This window comes from Corynebacterium sp. HMSC069E04 (assembly GCF_001813175.1).
GTDB lineage: Bacteria > Actinomycetota > Actinomycetes > Mycobacteriales > Mycobacteriaceae > Corynebacterium > Corynebacterium aurimucosum.
This window is the reverse complement of the sequence record NZ_KV811640.1, coordinates 91,091-110,813: the sequence shown is the minus strand read 5'-3', so window position 1 is coordinate 110,813 and position 19,723 is coordinate 91,091. Positions and strand designations below refer to the sequence as shown.

The window sequence follows — 19,723 nt, the reverse complement described above, 5'->3', positions numbered from 1 at the left end:
CCGTTTCTAGCGTTTATTCAAACTTCCCTGCGGCTACAGCAGGGAAGGAAGCTTCACTGTCTATAACGCTACAGAACTTGAGTCTGTTCCACTCAACTAGAAGTTTTTTTAAACCAACCACCCCCGACCGGGTTGATAGGGCTTCACTCAAGTTTTTCTTCTGCCCGCTTGGCAGGCCATAGGCATAAGAAAACCAGCCCCACCGCCCTGCTGGGTGCAACGGTGCGGAGGGACCGGTGCGGTAAATGCTTAAGCCGACTGAGAGGCTTGTGGTTGCTCCTCTGGAAGGTCGTAGGAAAAGGACGCGAGAACCACGGCCGTGACAAAGTAATAGAGGGACCACTTCTGTTCGAGGTCGATATCTCGAAACTCACCCATCGACGCCAAGTGGCACATGCCGTCAGCACCAGCCCACAGGGTGAGGTTCTTGATGTAAACCAAGCGGTCCTCCGGCGCATAGCCGGCCTCTCGCAGCGCCTCACGGGCAAACTGCATCAGCAGCGCGAAGGACTCACCCATCTGGGTTTGCTCCTCACCGTCCTCACTCAACGGCACCACGGAGCCGGAGGCAGCAGCAATGCAGGCGCTATAGCGTTCGGGGAAGGTCACCGCATAGTGGAAATAGGCCACCGCAACGCACAGGAGCTTGTCGACGGCCGATGCACCCTCCGGCAGCCGCTCCAGCAGGTAGAGACTGTGGGCTTCAAGCTCGCAGTCGGTTTCCCGCTCAACGGATTCACGCAACACGAAGTCATTGTCCACCAGCGAAGCAACGAAAACATCGGAGACACCGAAATACTCGGCCACGTTCTCAATGGTCACGTACTGCAGCCCTTCCCGCGCTGCCAGCTGGATGGCACGTTCCTTAACAGCCATGCGTGCCCGCTCTGTGGAAAGTTCCTGCACGTCCTCAATCGCGGAGATGTCCAACGAAATATCGCGGTCCGGAACAAACCCGGCGAGCAACGCGCGGTACTCCTGCATCGGGCTACGCACATCCGGCATCTCCAAGAACTCTGCAGCCTTGAACAGGGTTCCAATGAGTGCTTTACATACCTCACGGAGGTTAAAGCGTCGCACCACCGAGTGCTGGTGCCGCAGCACACCCAAAACACTCAGGTGCGCCATACCGTGGACGGTAGCCAAGGTGGCCACGCTCAGCCGCGCCACCGTTTGAAAGCACACATCGCTTCCTACCTTAAGTTTCTCCTCGGCCGCGATGAGCGAGATGTTTTCATAGATCAGGTCCAAGGTGCGATTGTGGGATAAGTTTCCCTGCAAAAGAGCACGCCATTCATCCTCGGAGACATAGGCCTTCTTCTCAAAGAGGTAGCGGAACAGCTCCGGCTCACGTTCGGCGTACTCGTAGTAGGCCTCAGTAAAAGTGGTCAGCTTAGTAAAAAGATCGGCGTAACCAGGAGCAGCGTCGAGCGTTTCCTCGAGGAACTTAACTTTCCGCTCAGTTACGTAATCAGGAAGCGCGTGCACGATTGCCTCGCGATCAGGAAATTCCGCGCGTACCTCAGCGACGGGAAGCTCCGCCAGCTTGGCCACGGATTCCACGGTAATAGCCTCATCGCCCTCGGCTGCTCCGATATGAAGTGCAGACTCGAGGATGACCTCACGAGGTGAGCCTTCATAAAGAATATGCATATGGATTCCTAAGATTGCGCTGCCGACGAAAGAATAAAAAGAAAGAATGGGAGAGCGCCACGCTAACAACTTCCTGAATTTTATCCCCATTCTTGGTTAAAGAGCAATGTGTTCACTAGGCACTGACTCCCGTAATGCGGGCCACCCTGTGAACGAAGAAACCCCCAGGCCGTGGCCTGGGGGTTTCACGCGGGAAAGGTCAGCGTCTACTTCTCTGAGCCGACGTGTCCGATGCCTTCCTTGAAGATGGTGCCGCGCGGCGGCATCATTCCCGTGAACTTGAAGACGAGGTAAATGACCACCGCGATGCCCAGGGAGATCCAGCCGAAGCCGGCGGTAAAGCCGTACATAACGGCCAGCGGCGCGATGATGGTCCAGGAAATCTCGAAGGGGCCGAAGCCAATGTAGGCCATGCCGTACTCCGACAGGGTGCCGGACTTGAGCTTCGGATCGACGATCTTGAGGACCGCAATACCGGTGGCCACGGTAGCCGTCGCCCAGCCCCAACCAAAGATGCCGCGCTCAATCCAGCGCTCGCCGAAGAACTCGGCAGGAAACCACATGAGGAAGAAGATGCAGTAGATGGTGCCCAGAACGAAGAGCAGGAGAAGAGCCTTCCAGTAGGCCGCGACGGCAGCCGGGACGATGGCCGCCACGCCGAAGGCAATGAGGTAGTCGGTTGCCGCACCGGACACCGAGCTCACCGTGTCCTTATCCAGGTAGTCCTTGGCGCCCACCATGTTCATCACCGCACGGAAGAGCAGGCCCACCACCATGGACATGGCGAACAGCGGGATAGAAACATTCTCCCAGATGGAGGAGATTCCCTTGTTGATGCCATAAGCGGTCATCACGGTCAAAGCAATAAAGCCAACGTGCAGGGTGATGGGCTCGATGGCAGAGGGGTTCGTCGTGGCACGGCCCAGGGAAGGACGATCCTCCAGGCGCGAGATGTAGCCGCGGCGCAGTTCCTCCGGAAGCTTCTTCGGCACGTACGAAACCTTGCCCTTACGGATGCCCCAGTTACCGGCGACGATACCGCCAATGATGGCGGCCAGCGTACCCACGGTGGCGGAGGTAAAGCCCAAGGAGGACGCCGCCTCAGCACCCACACCTTCCAAGGCACTGCCGACAGCCGCCGCGGTACCGAAGCCACCCGTGAAGCCAACGGGCAGCATCATGCCGAACCAGTCTGGGGTATCAAAGGTTGGCTTGAACAGGAGAAGACCCAAAACGATGAACAGGCCCCACTGGCCGGTGAACATCATGGTGGAATAGCCCCACATGTTGCGGGCACCCTTGCCCATGTTGCCGCCCATCTCCATGGAGAAGGCCATAGAGGCGAAGACCACAGCGATGAGCAGTGAGGTGTAATCGCCGAGGTTGTCGGAGAAACCGATCCAGCCCAAGACATTAGGGCCTAAGAGCAAGCCGAGTAGGCCTGCCGTGATGGGGGCAGGCAAGAGCAAGTCCTGGAACACGAACTTGATCTGGTGGCGCAGAACGTTGCCGATAACCATGAGCAAAGAAATCCAGCCCACGTCGGTCATGATTGTGAACGCAGAGAATTCTTCCATGCGAAAACTTCCTTCCATGCCGCACTCGGCGGCGTCCTTGAGACGAGACTCACCCTCTTTCGGGAAATGAACCGTTGATTACACTACAACCCCCTTCCCGCTTTTCCACCCCTGGCATATAACCCGAGGGTGATGTGGCTCTACCCCCAGGGGCTAGGATGGGCGGGCATGAGGGAACTGGGTGAGCACCTACGCAAGCACGCGGAAGACTATCGCGACGCAGTACACGGACACTTTTTCGCCACCGTGGCCGAGTCCCGCCAGGTCTTTGCTCTGTCGATGAAAGACACGCACCCCTCCATGGCCCCGGCGCTGGCGTGGGTGCTGGAGAATGTGGAGGGCGATGAGGTACAGGGGGACGTGGCCCAGCGCCTGGTACGCATGGGCCGTGATCATCGCCGCCTCGGTTTCCCGCCTGAGGTCTATCCGAAATTTGAGGCATCACTTGTTCACGGGCTGGGGGTTCTGGGGCTCACGCCGTACCAGCATGACGTCGCCACGCGCACCATTTCCCAGGTGTGCTCCATCATGCGTACCGCCGCACAGGAGGCGGATGTCGCCGGTCTTCCTCCCGCTCATAGCGCCCAGGTGGTGGCGGTGGAAAAGCCCAACCGGAACACCGCTGTGGTCCGGTTGGAGTCCGGTATGGCGCTGGACTACCGCGCGGGCCAGCACGTGCCGGTGACCTCGCAGCTCACGCCGGGAACCTGGCGTCCGTTGACCCCGGCAGCGCCTGCTGGTGATTCCGGGCAACTGATATTCCACCTCGCGCTGGCCGGTGAGGCTTCCTCCATGCTGGCCAAGGCGCAGCCGGGTGATTGGTGGACGTTGGGCATGCCCGCCGGTGAGCCGCCGCAACTCGATTCCGGAACCACCCTCATTTCCTTCGGTACGGGATGGGCGGGTGCCCGGGCGCTGCTTCTCGACGCCCTAGAGAACACCCTCCCCTCCGGTCTCCAGGTCTATGCTGTAGCACCTTCGCCGGGCGAGCACTATGACACGGAATTTCAGGCTAACCTGCAGGCCTTGCTTCCGGAGCTGAAGCTGCGCCACATCGTGCGGGAGGGACAGGACCCGTGGTTGCTGGGGGCGCAGCCGGCTGCCCACGGGTTTAAGCCTGTGGTGGCCAAGGAACCGATGGAACCGGTGCTCGCCGAAGGGACTGACCGCCGCTTTGTACTCATCGGTCCGGCCGACCGCGTGGAATTAGCGCGCGCGGCCTTGCTCGCGGGCGGTGTCGCGGAAAAGGCTATCACCATGGATAGCTGGCAGCGTGGCCACGAGTGGGCGGCCTCCGCCGCGGAGCTCGACGGCTGGGGCGATGACTGGGAAGCCTGGGCGGCGTGGAAGAAATCCCAGTGGGCCTAGGCGCGCTGAGCGCCTAGGCGTACAAACGGAGCTTAGGCGTGCAATCGGAGCTTAGGCGTGCAATCGGGGCTTAGGCGTCTAGGACGGGGAGGGATTCGCGGACCTTCGCCACGGTGTCTGGCTCCACCTCGCCGTAGAGGATTTCCGGCTCATAGCCGGCTTCGGCAAGACGCGTGCCATCCGGCGCCACGAGGACGGAGTGCCCAATGCCGGTGGGACCGGAAGTCTGCCCCGCCTTCGCCTCCCCACCGGGGCGGGCCTGGCCTGCGGCCAGAATATAAGCCGTGGAATCAAGCGCGCGCGCCGCGCTGAGTAGGCGCCATTGGTCCAGCTTGCCAGGGCCATCTGCCCAGCTGGTGGGCACGACGATGAGCTGAGCACCCTGGCGGGCGAGCTCCTTGAATTGTTCAGGGAAGCGGATGTCATAGCAGGTGGCGACACCCACGGTGAGGTCACCGGCATCGAAGGCAACGAGTGACTCGCCCGGCCGGACGGTATCGGATTCCTTGTACTTGAAGGCATCATAAGTGTGGATTTTTTCGTAGCCGCCGAGAACACCAGGCCCGGCGATGAGCGCAACGTTGGCCACGCGATTAATGGCCTTCTCCCCACGCTGGACCGTATCCGCTGGGGCAAACATTCCCAGCACCACATACACGCCGAGTTCTTCTGCCAGCGCGCGCACGGCGGTGGCAGTGGGGCCATCAAGCCCTTCTGCGTGTGTATCGAGGCGCCCGGAGTCGAAGCTCTGGGTGGTAGCTTCCGGCAGGACGATGAGCTGCGCGCCGTTGGCCGCGGCTTCCCGGATCTTGTCGAGCGCTACTACGAGGTTCTCCTCGACGTTTCCGGTACTGGTCAATTGAACTGCTGCTACCTTCATGCGGCCCACGGTAGACGAGCCCGGACTAGTTATCCACAGATTTCGTGGATTCGCGGTTGCTGCTCTTTACGGCGATTGGACAGTTAGCGCACTCTCGATGCTATGAACCACCTCGACATCGACCATGCTGCCCTTCAGCAGATCCGTTCCCTCTTCGGCCACGTCTCGCCCGCCGCCACGCCTTCTTTGAAAGAGCCTCCCCGTACGGCTCGCGCGCTAGCTCTTCTCGGCGCGCGGTGGGAGGAGGTGCGAAGAGCCAGCGAAGGAGATCGACGGGCGCGCCTAGGAGAGCTGGAGCGCTTCGTGGGTGTGACCCAGAGTCTTGATGTGAACCTTTCCGCACGCCTGGAGGGAAGCGAATGAGCGCGGCGGAAGAACTACGCACGGAGGCTGACTGGATGGTAAATTCTGCTTCTGAACTCGAACTTTATGTCACTGACTCACACCATCATTGGGCGGGCCTAGCGCTATCCGGAGCTGCTGCCGATGCCGCACGGCACGCATTGCAGCGCGCCACCGACACGCTATTAGAACCCGCGCAACAGATGCGCCTGGCCGCGCGGATCCTGAGCCTCTATGCGCCACTGCTGGAGAGAATTGAACAACTGCGCGCACGCGCACTGCAGCTCGCTGCGATCCCTGTATTTGCCGAGCCCGCCAGCGTGGCGCTTGGGCAGTTAGATGCGTTGGCCGACGTCCTCGATTGGGCCTGCGCCCGCCAATTAAACGCCTTATGCACTCCGGAGATGGCCCAGCCACCGAGCCGCTTGGAGGATTTCAGCGACCTGACTCTCACTGAGCTGCACCAGGTCCAGCTGACCATGGCTAGCGAGGAGGTTCGTTCCCTGGCCGCAGCTAACCCGGATATCACCGTGCTGGAGGCCGGCCCCGGGCGGTTGGTGGCACTCGTGGCCCCCGAAGGCATCGGGACCCACGCCGCCCAGGTAAGCACCTTTGTGGGTGGGGTAGGTTCTTCCGAGACAGCGAGCTGGCCCACCGCCGTGGAGCGCGCCCGCGCCATCGCGCGCGCCACCAATGGGCCCACGGTGGCGTGGATTGGTTATTCCGCCCCGGCCTCGCTGCCCCGCGCTGCACACGAGGACCCGGCGCGCCGCGGAGCTGCTGAGCTGGGCCGCTTCCAGCGCGCTTTGCGGCAGCGCTTTCCGCACGCGCAGCATATCCTCCTGGGCTACTCCTATGGCTCTGTGGTGGTGGGCAAGGCGGCGCAGCAGGACTATGTTGCGGATGACATCGTGCTCGTCGGCAGCCCGGGCGCTTCCGTGGCTAGTGCCTCGCAGCTGCACGGCCGGGTGTGGAGCGCGCGGAATACCGAGGACCCCATCGCGATTGCCACCGGACCGCGCGGCGGAATCCACGGCCCTGATCCCTCCTCCCCCGCTTTTGGCGCCGCCCCTCTGCCCGGCGCCAACGGCCTGCCGGGGGATCATGGTTCCTATTGGAAAGACTCCGCATTTCTGCGGGGTCTGGGCATCATCGCGCAACGCTTTTAGAAGAGACCAGCCTGCTCCTCGGAGTAGGACACCAGCATGTTCTTCGTCTCCTGGTAGTGAGCGAGCATCATGAGGTGGTTCTCACGGCCGATGCCGGACTCCTTGTAGCCGCCGAAGGCGCTGTGCGCGGGGTACACGTGATAGTGGTTGACCCACACGCGGCCGGCCTGGATTTCACGCCCGGCGCGGTAGCAGGTGTTCTGGTGGCGCGACCACACGCCGGCACCCAGGCCGAAGTTGGTGTCGTTAGCAATCTGGATGGCTTCCTCGAAGTCCTTGAACGTGGCCACGGAGAGCACCGGGCCGAAGATTTCCTCGCGGAAGATGCGCATGTCATTGGTGCCACGGAAGACGGTCGGCTCAATGTAGTAGCCGTTCTCTAGGCCCTCCACCTTGTTCACATGTCCACCGATGAGGGTCTCCGCACCTTCCTTCGGGCCGATCTCGAGGTATTCGATGATCTTGTCCATCTGCTCCCGGGAAGCCTGCGCGCCCATCATCGTTTCGGTGTCGAGCGGGTGGCCGATCTTGATCTTCTTCACGCGCTCCACGGCCAGCTCCAGGAACTTGTCCGCGATGTCCTCGTGGATGAGAGCGCGCGATGGGCAGGTGCAGACCTCACCCTGGTTGAGCGCGAACATGACGAAGCCTTCGACGCACTTCTCCAGGTAGGCATCGTCCTTGTCCATGATGTCCGCGAAGAAGATGGACGGTGACTTGCCGCCGAGCTCCAGCGTGACAGGAATGACCTTGTCTGCAGCGGCCTTGTTGATGATCTTGCCCACCGGGGTGGAGCCAGTGAAGGCAATCTTGGCAATGCGATCCGAGGTAGACAGAGCCACGCCCGCTTCCTCACCGACACCGTTGACGATGTTGAGCACGCCCTTCGGCAGGAGGTCCTCAATAATTTCAATGAGCAGCAGGATGGAGGCCGGGGTTTGCTCAGCCGGCTTCATCACAATGGTGTTGCCCGCGGCCAGCGCCGGAGCAATCTTCCACGCCGCCATGAGCAGCGGGAAGTTCCACGGGATGATCTGCCCCACCACACCCAGCGGCTCGTGGAAATGGTACGCCACGGTGTCCTGGTCAATCTGGGACAGGCGGCCCTCCTGAGCACGAATCGCGCCGGCGAAGTAGCGGAAGTGATCGACTGCCAGCGGGATATCAGCAGCGAGGGTCTCACGCACGGCCTTGCCGTTCTCCCAGGTTTCCGCGACGGCGATCTTTTCCAGGTTCTCCTCGATGCGGTCCGCAATGCGGTGCAACAGGAGCGCACGCTCGGCCGGGGTGCTCTTACCGAAGGTTTCGAAGGCCTTCTCTGCGGCGTCGATGGCCAGATTAATGTCTGCTTCCTTACCGCGTGCGACCTGGCAGAAAACCTCTCCGGTAACCGGGGTGATGTTGTCCATGTACTCACCATCAACCGGTGGTACCCACTCGCCGCCGATGTAGTTGTCATAGCGCTCACGGAAGTTCACGATGGCATCAGGGGTTCCTGGGTTCGCATACAAAGTCATGGTCATCGCACCTTTCTTGTCGTCTTATAGGTCTCCGTCGGGCCTTCACCTAAGGTGTCTCAGACACATTCACCTAGGAATGTGACAGGTCGCACAACGTTGAGTGCGAGTGTAGTGTTAAGTTTTGCAAAACTCACGTTTTCGAAAGCTATCCTCCCCAGGAAAGTTGCTACCCAAACTGCCCTCGTTGCCAAAGTTTCACGGTCCAGAGCAATTTTGAACAAGAACTTTGGCAACAAGGGCACGTGTTAAGCAACGAGCGCAGAGTTTCCGGCTGAGCGGGCTGTAGATGGGCCCAAAACGGAAGAACCCCCTCCGCGAAGGAGGGGGAAACTTCTAGCTATCGCGGCGTCGATTACGACGCGGCGTCCACATCACCACGGAGGTCGAACGCGGCACATGGACCAGCTCACCGCGCGATGGGCGGGCCTGGCTGCGCAGGCGCTCAACTTCTGCCTGCAGTTCATCGCGCTCGGCGGCGAGGCGGTCACGCTCCGCAGTCAGCTCGATGATGGATTTAATACCGGCCAGATTCACGCCATCGTCCTGCGAGAGCGCCTGAATCTTCCGCAAGAGCTCAATGTCGCTTTCGGAATAACGGCGCCCGCCCCCGGAGGTGCGGGCTGGGGAAACCAGCCCCATCCGGTCATACGTGCGCAGGGTTTGAGCATGCATGCCGGACAGTTCTGCAGCCACGGAGATGACATACATCGCCTTGGGCTGCGCCGCATCACTTCGGCTTGTTCTGTCCTTGCTCATCTCACACCTCCTTTAGCGCGCTACCGTATTACCGGCCCAACCGGCACGCGGATCGAAGCCGGATTCCTTCTCCGCTTGCGCGTAGCTGCGCAGCGCCGAGGAGGCAGCCGCATCCAGCGTGGAGGGCACGGTGACCTGCACGGTCACCATGAGGTCACCGGCCTTGCCCCCGCGCTTGGCCACGCCGCGGCCCTTCACGCGCAACGTGCGGCCATCGGGTGTGCCCGCCGGCACCTTCACGCGCACGGGCGAATCGAGGGTCGGCACCGTAATGGTGTCTCCCAAGGCCAGCTCCGCAAAGGACACCGGGACGGTGACGTGCAGATCATCGCCTTCCCTGGTGAATACCTTGTCAGGCTTTACCGTGACCGCCACAAAGAGGTCACCGGAAGGCGTGCCATTCGGACCAGCTTCACCCTGACCAGCGAGGCGCACCTTCTGGCCATCAATCACTCCAGCAGGGATACGCACCGTGATGGAGCGGGTGCGATGCACCGTTCCGGAACCAGAGCAATCCGGGCAGGGATCCTCAGCGCGCTGGCCGGTGCCATCGCAGTCAGCGCACGGCGCCGAGAAGCCGAAGGTACCGCGCTGCTCAGAGGTAAAACCAGTGCCGTCGCACGTCGAGCACGTCGTCAGCTTTCCACTCTTCGAGCCGGAACCGTGGCACGTGGTGCAGGGAGCTTCGCCACTGAGCTGCAAGGGAATGGTGGTTCCCTTCGCTGCCTCGCGGAAGTCGAGGGTTATTTGCGTTTCGACGTCGGCCCCCCGCGACGGCCGAGCTGTGTGGCCAGCACCACCGCCGCGGTTGAAAACGCTACCGAAGATATCCCCAAGACCGCCGCCTTGAGACGCTCCTCGAGCGGATCCTCCGAAGATGTCCGAGAGGTCGAAGTCTTGCGCACCCGGTCCACCCATGTGCGTGGATCGAAACCCGCCGGGAAACCCGGCGCCTCCTCTCCGTCCAAAGCCACCGCCGCGCATCATGGCCTTGAACTCGTCATAGTCCTTGCGGGTAGCTTTATCAGAGAGCACATCATAGGCCTCCGCCACCTGCTTGAATTTTTCCGCCGCCGCGGGGTTATCCGGGTTGGCGTCGGGGTGGTTCTGGCGGGCCAGCTTGCGATAAGCCTGCTTAATCTCTTCGGCGGTTGCGGACGAGGAGACCCCCAGATCCGCGTAATAATCCTTGTCTGCCCATTCTGGCTTAGCGTTCACTGGGCATCTCCTCCTTTCAGGAGAGTCGATAAACGGTTAGGTTTTAAGATTTTTTGCTAAGTAAAAATGCTAATTAAGTAGTGAAAAGAAGAGTGGCGCCAAGGAACACTGAGCCCTGACGCCACCTGCGATACCTATTCTGCGCTATCCGAGCTATCCGGACTATCAGCGGTATCGACTGACTCGGCAGGGTCGGCGATAATCACCATGGCGGTGCGCACAACGCGCTCGCCCACCGTGTAGCCACGGCGCAAGACCGTGCCGATGACCTGCTCGTCACCAGTCGAGAGGTCCTGGACTGCTTCGTGCACCTCGGGGTCGAAGGCATCGCCCTCGGCGCCGAACGGGGTCAGCTGGTTATTAGTCAGCACGCCCGTGAGCTTGTCCGCAATGGCCTTGAGCGGCCCCTCGTTGAGGTCACCGTGTTGGCGTGCGAGCTCCAGGTCATCAAGGATAGGCAGGAAATCTGCCAGGACCTTGGCCTTGGTGGTCTCGATCACGGCCTGACGGTCACGCTCAGTGCGGCGGCGGTAGTTGGTGTACTCCGCGTTGAGGCGCTGAAGGTCCTCGGTGCGCTCAGCCAGCTGAGCCTCCAGGGAGTTCTCAGCGCTGGCGTCCTCATCAGCGATGTCGTGAGCGGCATCCTCAACCGCAGCCTCTGCCTCAGCGGTGCCCGCGGTGGCAGCATCAGCCTGTGCCTCAGCAGCCTCATCCACGGCGCCGTCGGCCGAAGCAGCCTCTGCGGCGGCAGCCTCCGCAGCCTCAGCGGAGGTTGCCTCGGGGTCGGTGTTGGCCGGGTTGCCCGGGTCCTGAGGGGAGGTCATGGTTTACTTCTCCTTGTTCTCGTCGTCCTCGTCGACAACCTCGGCGTCGACGACGTTGGGGTCACCAGCGGTCTCGCCAGCAGCGGCACCCTCGGCGCCTGCCTCCGCAGCCTGGGCCTCGTACAGAGCCTTGCCCAGCTCCTGGGACTCGGTGCCAAGCTTCTCGACGGCCGACTTAATTGCCTCAATGTCATCGCCCTTCAGCGCCTCATCGACGGCATCGGCGGCCTCAGTCACGCGGGTCTTGAGGTCCTCCGGCAGCTTGTCGGAGTTCTCGTCCATGAACTTGCGGGTCTGGTAGGAGGTGGATTCCGCCTGGTTGCGGGTCTCCTGCTCCTCGCGGCGCTTCTTGTCCTCTTCGGCGTGTGCCTCGGCGTCCTTGACCATGCGGTCGATCTCCTCCTGGGAGAGGCCGGAACCATCCTGAATCTTGATGGTGTTTTCCTTGCCGGTGGCCTTGTCCTTAGCGGAGACGGAGACGATGCCGTTGGCGTCGATGTCGAAGGTGACCTCAATCTGCGGTACACCGCGCGGTGCCGGAGCAATGCCACCGAGCTCGAAGGAGCCGAGCAGCTTGTTGGCGGAAGCCATCTCGCGCTCGCCCTGGTAGACCTGAATCTGCACGGAAGGCTGGTTGTCATCAGCCGTGGTGAAGGTTTCGGACTTCTTGGTCGGGATGGTGGTGTTGCGCTCGATGAGCTTGGTCATCACGCCACCCTTGGTCTCGATGCCGAGGGAGAGCGGGGTGACGTCGAGAAGCAGCACGTCCTTAACCTCACCGCGCAGCACGCCTGCCTGGAGAGCAGCGCCGACTGCCACGACCTCATCCGGGTTAACGCCCTTGTTCGGGTCCTTGCCGGTCATCTCCTTGACCAGGTCGGACACGGCCGGCATACGGGTGGAACCACCGACGAGGACCACGTGGTCAACCTGGGACAGGGACAGGCCAGCATCCTTGATGACCTGGTTGAACGGCTCCTTGGTGCGGTCCAGCAGATCCTGGGTGATCTTCTGGAACTCGGTGCGGGACAGGGTCTCATCCAAGAAGAGCGGGTTCTTCTCGGAGTCCACCGTGATGTACGGCAGGTTGATGTTGGCGGACTGGGAGGAGGACAGCTCAATCTTGGCCTTCTCAGCAGCCTCACGCAGACGCTGGACAGCGCGCTTATCCTTGGTCAGGTCAACGCCCTGGGAAGCCTTGAACTTATCGACGAGCCAGTCGACAATGCGCTGGTCCCAGTCGTCACCACCGAGCTGGTTGTCACCAGCGGTAGCCATGACCTCAACAACGCCGTCACCGATCTCCAGCAGGGAGACGTCGAAGGTACCGCCACCGAGGTCGAAGACCAGGATGGTCTGCTCCTGCTCGCCCTTCTCCAGGCCATAAGCCAGCGCGGCGGCAGTCGGCTCGTTAACGATACGCAGGACGTTGAGGCCTGCAATCTGGCCGGCCTCCTTGGTGGCCTGGCGCTGGGAATCCTCGAAGTAAGCCGGGACGGTAATGACGGCGTCGGTAACGTCCTCACCCAGGTAAGCCTCGGCGTCGCGCTTCAGCTTCATGAGCGTGCGGGCCGAAATCTCTTGCGGGGTGTACTTCTTGTCATCGATATCGATGGTCCAGTCGGTGCCGATGTGGCGCTTGACGGAGCGAATGGTGCGGTCAACATTGGTGACCGCCTGGTTCTTGGCGGACTGGCCGACGAGGATTTCGCCGTTCTTAGCGAAAGCCACGACGGACGGGGTGGTGCGGGAACCCTCCGAGTTAGCGATAACGGTGGCCTCGCCACCTTCCAGAACGGATACGACCGAGTTGGTGGTACCGAGGTCAATTCCTACTGCGCGTCCCATAATCTTTTCTCCTTGCTTGTTGGGGTTTGTTCTTAAGTTGATAGTGCGCGACTCAACTTCCGCCGCGTTCAGGGTTGAACTCTAACAGAAGCGGCACCCATTGTCATCCAAACCTGAGCGCCGGTCACTCAACCTACACAACGGCAGCAACAACAAAGTTGTTCCCATCTGACTCAACTTTCTTTTTCGTCCCTCCATTCCCCCAGCTCAACGGCACCCCACCAACTGGAAATGTCATGCAACTCACAGCTCTCAGGAAACGGGGCTAGCCAAACGTGACATAGCCGCCCCCGTGCTGGAATGAGTGATAAGGATTTCATATACTGTCCGCACATTCGACGCGACACATCATTCAGGCCCTCACCGTCGCGCTTGAAGTACCCAGTGAAAAAAGGGACACGGATTCGATGATTTCTCCTGTGCTGCGCACCCGTCGTGCTGGTGACCGCCCGCCGGTCCACCCGGCTTAGCCACCTGTCCTATCCACCACCAACACAGAAGGAATCCCCATGACAAACGCTCACACCCCCGTGCCCGAATCCACCGACATCGACGCCGCGCTGATCGACGCCGCCGCGGCCCAAGCCCACTCCTGGCTCGCCTCCACCGCCGACGAGCAGGATCCGGCCACAGAACAACTCGCAGACTTATTGCGCAACCCGGACGGGGTGGCCTTCACCATGGACTTCGTGGACCGCGTCATGCGCCCCGAGGATGACAAGGTAGCCGCCCACGCGCTGAAGTCCGTCACCACCACCTATGACGCGTCCTTCCTCGGCCTCATCAACGGCTCGCTGGTGGGCCTGGGTGGTTTCTTCGGACCGATCCTGCCCAACCTGGTTATGCCGCTGGCGCGCATGCGCATGCGCCAGATGGTCGGCCACCTGGTCCTCGACGCCGAGAGCGACGCCCTCAACAAGACCTTGGACAAGGCCGCCGAGTCCGGCGAGCAGCTCAACCTCAACCTTCTCGGTGAGGCTGTGCTGGGCGACGACGAAGCGCGCTCCCGCGCCGAGCGCACCCTCAAGCTCATCAATAACCCGCGCGTGACCTACGTGTCCGTCAAGGCCTCCTCCATGGTGGCCCAGCTCAACCCGTGGGATATCGAGGGTTCCTTGGTCCGCCTCAAGGAACGCCTGCGCCCGCTCTACGAGGCCGCCGCGCGCCGCCCCGATAAGGTCTTCATCAACCTGGACATGGAGGAATACCACGACCTCCACCTCACGGTGCGCCTGTTCACCGAGCTACTCAGCGAGCCGGAGTTCACCAACCTCGAGGCAGGCATCGTCCTGCAGGCTTACCTGCCGGATACCTTCGACGCCTTGGCGCACCTGGCAGAATTTGCCAAGCAGCGCGTGGCCGAGGGCGGATCCCACATCAAGATTCGCATCGTCAAGGGCGCAAACCTCTCGATGGAGCACGTCCAGGGTGAAATCCACGGCTGGCCGGCAGCACCTTATGCCACCAAGGATGAGGTGGACGCCAACTACTACCGCCTGCTCGACTACATCCTGCGCCCCGAGTTCGCCGACTGCGTGCGCATCGGCGTGGCCACCCACAACCTCTACACCGCGGCTTTTGCCTACAAGCTGGGCACCAAGCGCGGTGTCGTGCGCATGATGGATTCCGAAATGCTCCAGGGCATGTCCCCGGCCCAGCAGGCCGCGGTCCGCGATGCCTTCGAGGGCCGCCAGATCCTCTACACCCCAGTGGTGCACATGGAGGACTTCGATGTCGCGGTCTCCTACCTGGTGCGCCGCTTGGAGGAAAACTCCGCACCACAGAACTTCCTTTACGCCCTCTTCGCCCCGGAGGAGCAGGCGCTTAAGGACCAGGAGCAGGTCTTCCGCGAGGCCGTCGAGCAGCGCTGGGATACCTTCGCCGGCCCGCGCCGCACCCAAAACCGCCTGGAGGAGGCCGAGCAGGCTGCCGGCCGCCAGGCACCGCGCACAGGGCGCTTCGCCAACGAGCCAGACACCGACCCGGCCCTGGAAGCCAACCGCGAGTGGGCGCTTAAGGCCCTGGCCACCGACCCGGGTGAGCACGGGGTGGAGGAGGTGACGGATGCGGGGGTCGTCGACAAGCACGTGGCCCGCGCCGCCGAGCTCGGCGCCGAGTGGGGCGCGCGCCCTGCCGAGGACCGCGCCCGCGCCCTCGAAGCCGTGGCCGATGAGCTGGCCAACCACCGCGGCGAGTTCATCTCCGTGGCCGCCTACGAGGCCAACAAGACTGTCACGCAGACCGACCCGGAAATCTCCGAGGCCATCGACTTCTGCACCTACTACGCGCAGTCCGCGCGCTTGCTGGAGAGCTACGCCGCCGAGTTCACGCCCCACCGCGTGACCGTGGTGACCCCGCCGTGGAACTTCCCGGTGGCCATCCCCACCGGCGGCATCGCGGCAGCCCTCGCTGCGGGTTCCGCCGTCATCATCAAGCCAGCGCCGCAGGTCGTGCACTGCGCGAAGCTCGTCGTGGAGGCCTTCCGCGCCGGTCTGGAGGCACAGGGCCTCGACCCGGATCTGGTCCAGCTCGTCTTCACCGATGAGGGTGACGCCGGCCGCGCGCTCATCTCCCACGACGATGTCGACGCCGTCATCCTCACCGGCGCTTCCGATACCGGCAAGCTCTTCCGTTCCTGGAAGCCAGAGCTCAACATCATGGCGGAGACCTCCGGCAAGAACGCGCTCATCATCACCCCGTCCGCGGACCCGGACCTGGCTATCCAGGACCTCTACCTCTCCGCCTTCGGCCACTCCGGCCAGAAGTGCTCCGCATCCTCCCTGGTCATCTTCGTCGGCGCGGCTGGCGAGTCGCAGCGCCTGCGCTCGCAGCTTGTCGACGCCGTCAAGACCCTCATCACCGGCCCCGGCTACGACATCACCACGACGATGAATGGCCTAGCCGAGGCCCCGGGCGAGAAGCTGCTGCGCGGCCTGACCCAGCTGGAGCCGGGTGAAAAGTGGCTGGTGAAGCCGGAGAAGCTCAACGAGGAGGGCACCCTGTGGTCGCCGGGTATCCGCGATAACGTGCGCCCAGGTTCCTGGTTCCACGTCAACGAGTGCTTCGGCCCGGTGCTTGGCATCATGCATGCGGAGACCCTGGATGAGGCCATCGAGTGGCAGAACTCCACCGGCTACGGCCTGACCGGCGGCATCCACACGCTGGATAACGACGAAATCGATTACTGGCTCGAGCGCGTCGAGGTGGGCAACGCCTACGTCAACCGCGGCATCACGGGCGCGATTGTGCAGCGCCAGTCCTTCGGCGGCTGGAAGAAGTCCGTCATGGGCCCGGGCGCCAAGGCAGGCGGCCCGAACTACGTGACCCAGTTCGGCACCTGGTCCGAGGGTCCGCTGCGCCCCTTCGACGTGGACATCTCGCAGCCGGTGGCAGCCCAGCTGCGTGCCTTTGGAAATCTGGAGCTCTCGGAGGAGGACACCGCCTGGCTGTGGCGCGCGGCGGAGCTCGATGAGCTGGCTTGGCAGCAGGAATTCGGCCGCAAGCACGACCGCGCCGGCCTGGTCTGCGAGGCCAACGTCTTCCGCTACCGCCCGGTGCTCACCCCGCTCCAGGTGCGCATTGGCACTGATGCCGCGCTTCGCGACGTCTCCCGCCTCGCCCTCGCCGCCACCCGCACCGGCTCCCCCGTGCGCTTCAGCGCCGCCCCGGTAAAGGCCGCGGAGCTGCGCGAGCTGGGCTTTGACGTCGATGCCGTGGAGGCAAGCGCCTTCGCCCGCGAGGTTTCCGGCTTGGAGTCCGCGCGCATTCGAACCGTGGGTTCTGTCGAGCCGGGTGTTTATGAGGCCGCGGTGGAATCCAACTCCGTGGTCCTAGACCAGCCGGTGCTGGCCGACGGCCGCCGCGAGCTCCTTCCCTTCCTCCTCGAGCAGGCGGTCTCGGTGACGATGCACCGCTTCGGCATCATCCGCCAGGTAAGCAGCATCCGCGCATAGTTCGTTTCCGCGGCTCATGTGCAAAGATATAGCGTATGAGTACTACGCACGACGAAGAAAAGCCGCAGGCGGCGGACTCCTCCGATGAGGAGGCCGCTCTCCCGGTGTCGAAGACCGATGACAAGTCTCGCATCTTGGGGCGCGACGCCATCTCCCTGGCCAAGGTGTGCTTGATTTTCATCATCGTGGTCGCGGGCGTCGGCCTGGCCGGCTACCTGTTGAAGTTCATCTGGGTTGGCCTGTTGCCGGTCATCCTGGCCATCCTGGTGTGCACGGTGCTTTTCCCCGTGACCAACTGGTTGCGCGCGCACAAGTTCCCCCGCGCGCTGGCCTCCATCACCACGCTGTTGGGATTCTTAGCCATCATCGGCGGCGTGTTCGCGGCGATGGCCCCGGTGGTGTCCTCCCAAGGTGCCTCCCTGGTCAGCCAGGCCGAAGGCGGCTTAAACAAGCTCGTCGATATGGCCAAGGATCTGCCCTTTGAGATTGATGCGGCGAAGGTCCAGGAAGTCCTCGATGATGCCATCACCTTCATCAAGGGCCAAGCTTCCAACATCGCCACCGGGGTGATTTCCGGTGTATCGATGGCCAGCTCCATCGCCATGGCGCTCGCCATCATGCTCTTCGTAGCCTTCTTCATCCTCAAGGACGGCGATAAATTCCTGCCGTGGCTGCGCACCTACACCGGCTACTCCGCCGGCTGGCACGCCACCGAGCTGCTGACTCGCGTGTGGAACACGTTATCTGGCTTCATTCAGGCGCAAGCAGCCGTCGCGGCCGTCGACGGCATCCTCATCGGCCTCGGCCTCTGGGTTCTCCAGGTACCGCTGGCCCTTGTCATCGGCGTAGTTACGTTCTTCGCCAGCTTCATCCCGGTCATTGGCGCTGTCACTGCGGGCGCTTTGGCCGTCATCATCGCGCTGGTCTCCGATGGGCTGACGAAGGCCTTGCTCGCCTTGGCTCTCATCATCATCGTCCAGCAGGTGGAGGGCAACGTCCTCCAGCCGATGCTGCAATCCAAGGCCATGGGCCTGCACGCGGCAATGGTGCTGCTCTCCGTCACGGTCGGCTCCGCCTTGGCCGGCATCATCGGCGCCTTCCTGGCTGTGCCGGTGGCTGCCACCATTGCCGTGGTCTTCCGCTACCACCAGGAGATGGCCAGCCTGCGTGCCGGCGAAATCGAAGCTAAAAACATTAAGATTTCCACGGCGGAGGGCCATGAGGACGTCATGGAGCTCTACGAGAACCTAGAGGCCAGCGGCGCCCGCTAGCCACACAACCGGTGCATGGCTCTAGCCCTGGCCGTGCAACTGCCCTAGTTGCCAAACTTCTCCCCCACCACCCGCGGCGGGAGCGATGGTTTTGGCAACTAGGGCACTTTCCGTATGTGGGGTCTAATCCGCGGACACCGTGCCGAAGGCGGCGGCCAACTCCTCCGCCGCGCGGTCGAGCACCGAGGCCCACGAGCCATAGGATTCTTCGTTAGCGGTGTCCGAAACCTGCTTGAGAAGCGTGCACGGCACACCAAACTTTCGGCACACCGCAGCGATGGCGTAGCCCTCCATATCGCACAGCGCAGAATCCTGGGCAAGGCGCGTGCGGGTCGGGGTATCCGAAATAAAGGCGTCACCCGTGGCAAGCGTGGCGGTCGGCAGCTTACCGGAGGTCTCTAGCTCGATGACCTCCGGGAGCAGATAGCGGGAGACATCGCTGAGCACCTCCAGGTGAAAGTCGTGCTTGCGTACGTGGGAGATCTCGAAGACGCCTGAGAGATCGTCGCGAAGCGCGCCCGCAGTACCGATGTTGATGACACGCTCCGGCAACACCTCTGCCGACGCCAGCACCGTTGTCAGCTCGATGGCGGCGGGAACCGTACCAATACCCGTGATGAGCAGCGGCGCTCCCTCAGGAACATGCGTGGCTTCGGCATCCACGGCGGCGACGAACAGTGTACGACCAGACAGATTCTCCATGCCTGAGAGACTACCCGCTGACCCGAGGAATGCTCTCCGTAACTCTGGCCGGGGTCTCTGCGGCCTTTGTAGGGTCTGGAACCACACCGAGACCTCAGAAAGGAGAACACAATGTTCACACCACGAGTTTTCGCCGGAGCCGCACTACTTTGCTTCCCCCTCATTGCATGCAGCAGCCCAGAAGAGGTTCAGGCTAGCCCCGTCGCCGAAGTCTGCGAGGCTGGCAATGCCCACGCCGCATTCGCCGACAACATCGCCCAGGTTCCCCAGTGGAATGGACATGAATGGGCACTGGTTGATTCCGCCCACTTCGATCCGTGCGCGGAGCTGAGTTGGCAGACCATTTCCGTCGAAGGCGCAACTGCCTCCTCACCGCACCACATCATGCTCTTCCACTACGGCGAGTACATCGGCACCGCCACCGCCGAGCCCTACGCCTTCTTCCCCAGCGTCGAGCAAGTCAATGGCAGTGAGATTTCCGTGACCTACCACTGGCCGCAAGAAGGCGACGCCAATGCCGCTCCGACGGGCACCACGGAAGCAAACTTCCGCTGGGACGCCGCCCAGAACAAAGTCGTCATGAGCGGTGACGTTCCTCCTCGCTAAAATAAAACTAATCGTGCGCCTCACACGAGGCGCACT

The 19,723-nt window shown here is 62.3% G+C and carries 15 protein-coding genes; 6 read left to right on the top strand and 9 right to left on the bottom strand.

All coding sequences use genetic code 11. The annotated features are described in order from the left end of the window. Positions 1-249: 249 nt before the first annotated feature. Positions 250-1,653: a TetR/AcrR family transcriptional regulator gene (locus HMPREF2896_RS03325; protein WP_070644545.1), complete on the bottom strand. Its 1,404-nt coding sequence runs from the start codon at positions 1,651-1,653 to the stop codon at positions 250-252. Positions 1,654-1,859: 206 nt separating this feature from the next. Continuing rightward, a complete protein-coding gene (locus HMPREF2896_RS03320; protein WP_070644544.1) occupies positions 1,860-3,230 on the bottom strand; it encodes a sodium/glutamate symporter in 1,371 nt (456 codons plus the stop codon). A 168-nt stretch (positions 3,231-3,398) separates the two neighbouring features. Here HMPREF2896_RS03320 and HMPREF2896_RS03315 point away from each other — a divergent pair, with 168 nt between their 5' ends. Further along, a complete protein-coding gene (locus tag HMPREF2896_RS03315; RefSeq protein WP_070644543.1) occupies positions 3,399-4,598 on the top strand; it encodes an FAD-binding oxidoreductase in 1,200 nt (399 codons plus the stop codon). A gap of 70 nt (positions 4,599-4,668) precedes the next feature. Here HMPREF2896_RS03315 and HMPREF2896_RS03310 read toward each other — a convergent pair whose 3' ends face one another. Continuing rightward, positions 4,669-5,478: a carbon-nitrogen hydrolase family protein gene (locus HMPREF2896_RS03310; RefSeq protein WP_070717698.1), complete on the bottom strand. Its 810-nt coding sequence runs from the start codon at positions 5,476-5,478 to the stop codon at positions 4,669-4,671. Positions 5,479-5,580: 102 nt separating this feature from the next. On the opposite strand from HMPREF2896_RS03310, the gene HMPREF2896_RS03305 reads away from it, so the two are divergent. Both HMPREF2896_RS03305 and HMPREF2896_RS03300 read left to right on the top strand, forming a co-directional pair. Then, a complete protein-coding gene (locus HMPREF2896_RS03305) occupies positions 5,581-5,841 on the top strand; it encodes a hypothetical protein (protein ID WP_070717696.1) in 261 nt (86 codons plus the stop codon). Continuing rightward, positions 5,838-6,989: an alpha/beta hydrolase gene (locus HMPREF2896_RS03300; RefSeq protein WP_070717692.1), complete on the top strand. Its 1,152-nt coding sequence runs from the start codon at positions 5,838-5,840 to the stop codon at positions 6,987-6,989. Before HMPREF2896_RS03305 ends, HMPREF2896_RS03300 begins: the two co-directional genes overlap by 4 nt. Here HMPREF2896_RS03300 and HMPREF2896_RS03295 read toward each other — a convergent pair. The 5 genes from HMPREF2896_RS03295 to dnaK form a co-directional block, all read right to left on the bottom strand. Further along, positions 6,986-8,506, bottom strand: a complete 1,521-nt coding sequence (locus tag HMPREF2896_RS03295; protein WP_070717736.1) for an acetaldehyde dehydrogenase ExaC — start codon at positions 8,504-8,506, stop codon at positions 6,986-6,988. The genes HMPREF2896_RS03300 and HMPREF2896_RS03295 overlap by 4 nt on opposite strands. Before the next feature lie 336 nt (positions 8,507-8,842). Next, a complete protein-coding gene (locus tag HMPREF2896_RS03290) occupies positions 8,843-9,265 on the bottom strand; it encodes a heat shock protein transcriptional repressor HspR (RefSeq protein WP_070448076.1) in 423 nt (140 codons plus the stop codon). A gap of 12 nt (positions 9,266-9,277) precedes the next feature. After that, on the bottom strand, positions 9,278-10,483 hold the full coding sequence (gene dnaJ, locus HMPREF2896_RS03285; RefSeq protein ID WP_070717688.1) for a molecular chaperone DnaJ: 1,206 nt from the start codon (positions 10,481-10,483) through the stop codon (positions 9,278-9,280). A gap of 134 nt (positions 10,484-10,617) precedes the next feature. Beyond that, the gene (gene grpE / locus HMPREF2896_RS03280) at positions 10,618-11,307 is read right to left on the bottom strand and encodes a nucleotide exchange factor GrpE (protein WP_070717684.1); all 690 of its coding nucleotides are present in this window, start codon (positions 11,305-11,307) and stop codon (positions 10,618-10,620) included. 3 nt (positions 11,308-11,310) lie between these two features. Further along, positions 11,311-13,155, bottom strand: a complete 1,845-nt coding sequence (dnaK, locus tag HMPREF2896_RS03275; RefSeq protein WP_070717682.1) for a molecular chaperone DnaK — start codon at positions 13,153-13,155, stop codon at positions 11,311-11,313. Positions 13,156-13,664: 509 nt separating this feature from the next. Between dnaK and HMPREF2896_RS03270 the strand changes: the two genes are divergently transcribed. Together HMPREF2896_RS03270 and HMPREF2896_RS03265 are read left to right on the top strand one after the other, a co-directional pair. Next, the gene (locus HMPREF2896_RS03270; RefSeq protein ID WP_070717675.1) at positions 13,665-17,108 is read left to right on the top strand and encodes a bifunctional proline dehydrogenase/L-glutamate gamma-semialdehyde dehydrogenase; all 3,444 of its coding nucleotides are present in this window, start codon (positions 13,665-13,667) and stop codon (positions 17,106-17,108) included. 35 nt (positions 17,109-17,143) lie between these two features. Further along, positions 17,144-18,379 (top strand): AI-2E family transporter, encoded by a 1,236-nt coding sequence (locus HMPREF2896_RS03265; RefSeq protein ID WP_070523662.1) that lies wholly within the window; start codon positions 17,144-17,146, stop codon positions 18,377-18,379. A 123-nt stretch (positions 18,380-18,502) separates the two neighbouring features. Here HMPREF2896_RS03265 and HMPREF2896_RS03260 read toward each other — a convergent pair whose 3' ends face one another. Beyond that, positions 18,503-19,081: a nucleosidase gene (locus HMPREF2896_RS03260; protein WP_070523666.1), complete on the bottom strand. Its 579-nt coding sequence runs from the start codon at positions 19,079-19,081 to the stop codon at positions 18,503-18,505. Positions 19,082-19,192: 111 nt separating this feature from the next. Here HMPREF2896_RS03260 and HMPREF2896_RS03255 point away from each other — a divergent pair, with 111 nt between their 5' ends. Next, positions 19,193-19,687, top strand: coding sequence for an LppP/LprE family lipoprotein (locus tag HMPREF2896_RS03255; protein WP_070523669.1), 495 nt, complete (start codon positions 19,193-19,195; stop codon positions 19,685-19,687). Positions 19,688-19,723 lie beyond the last annotated feature (36 nt).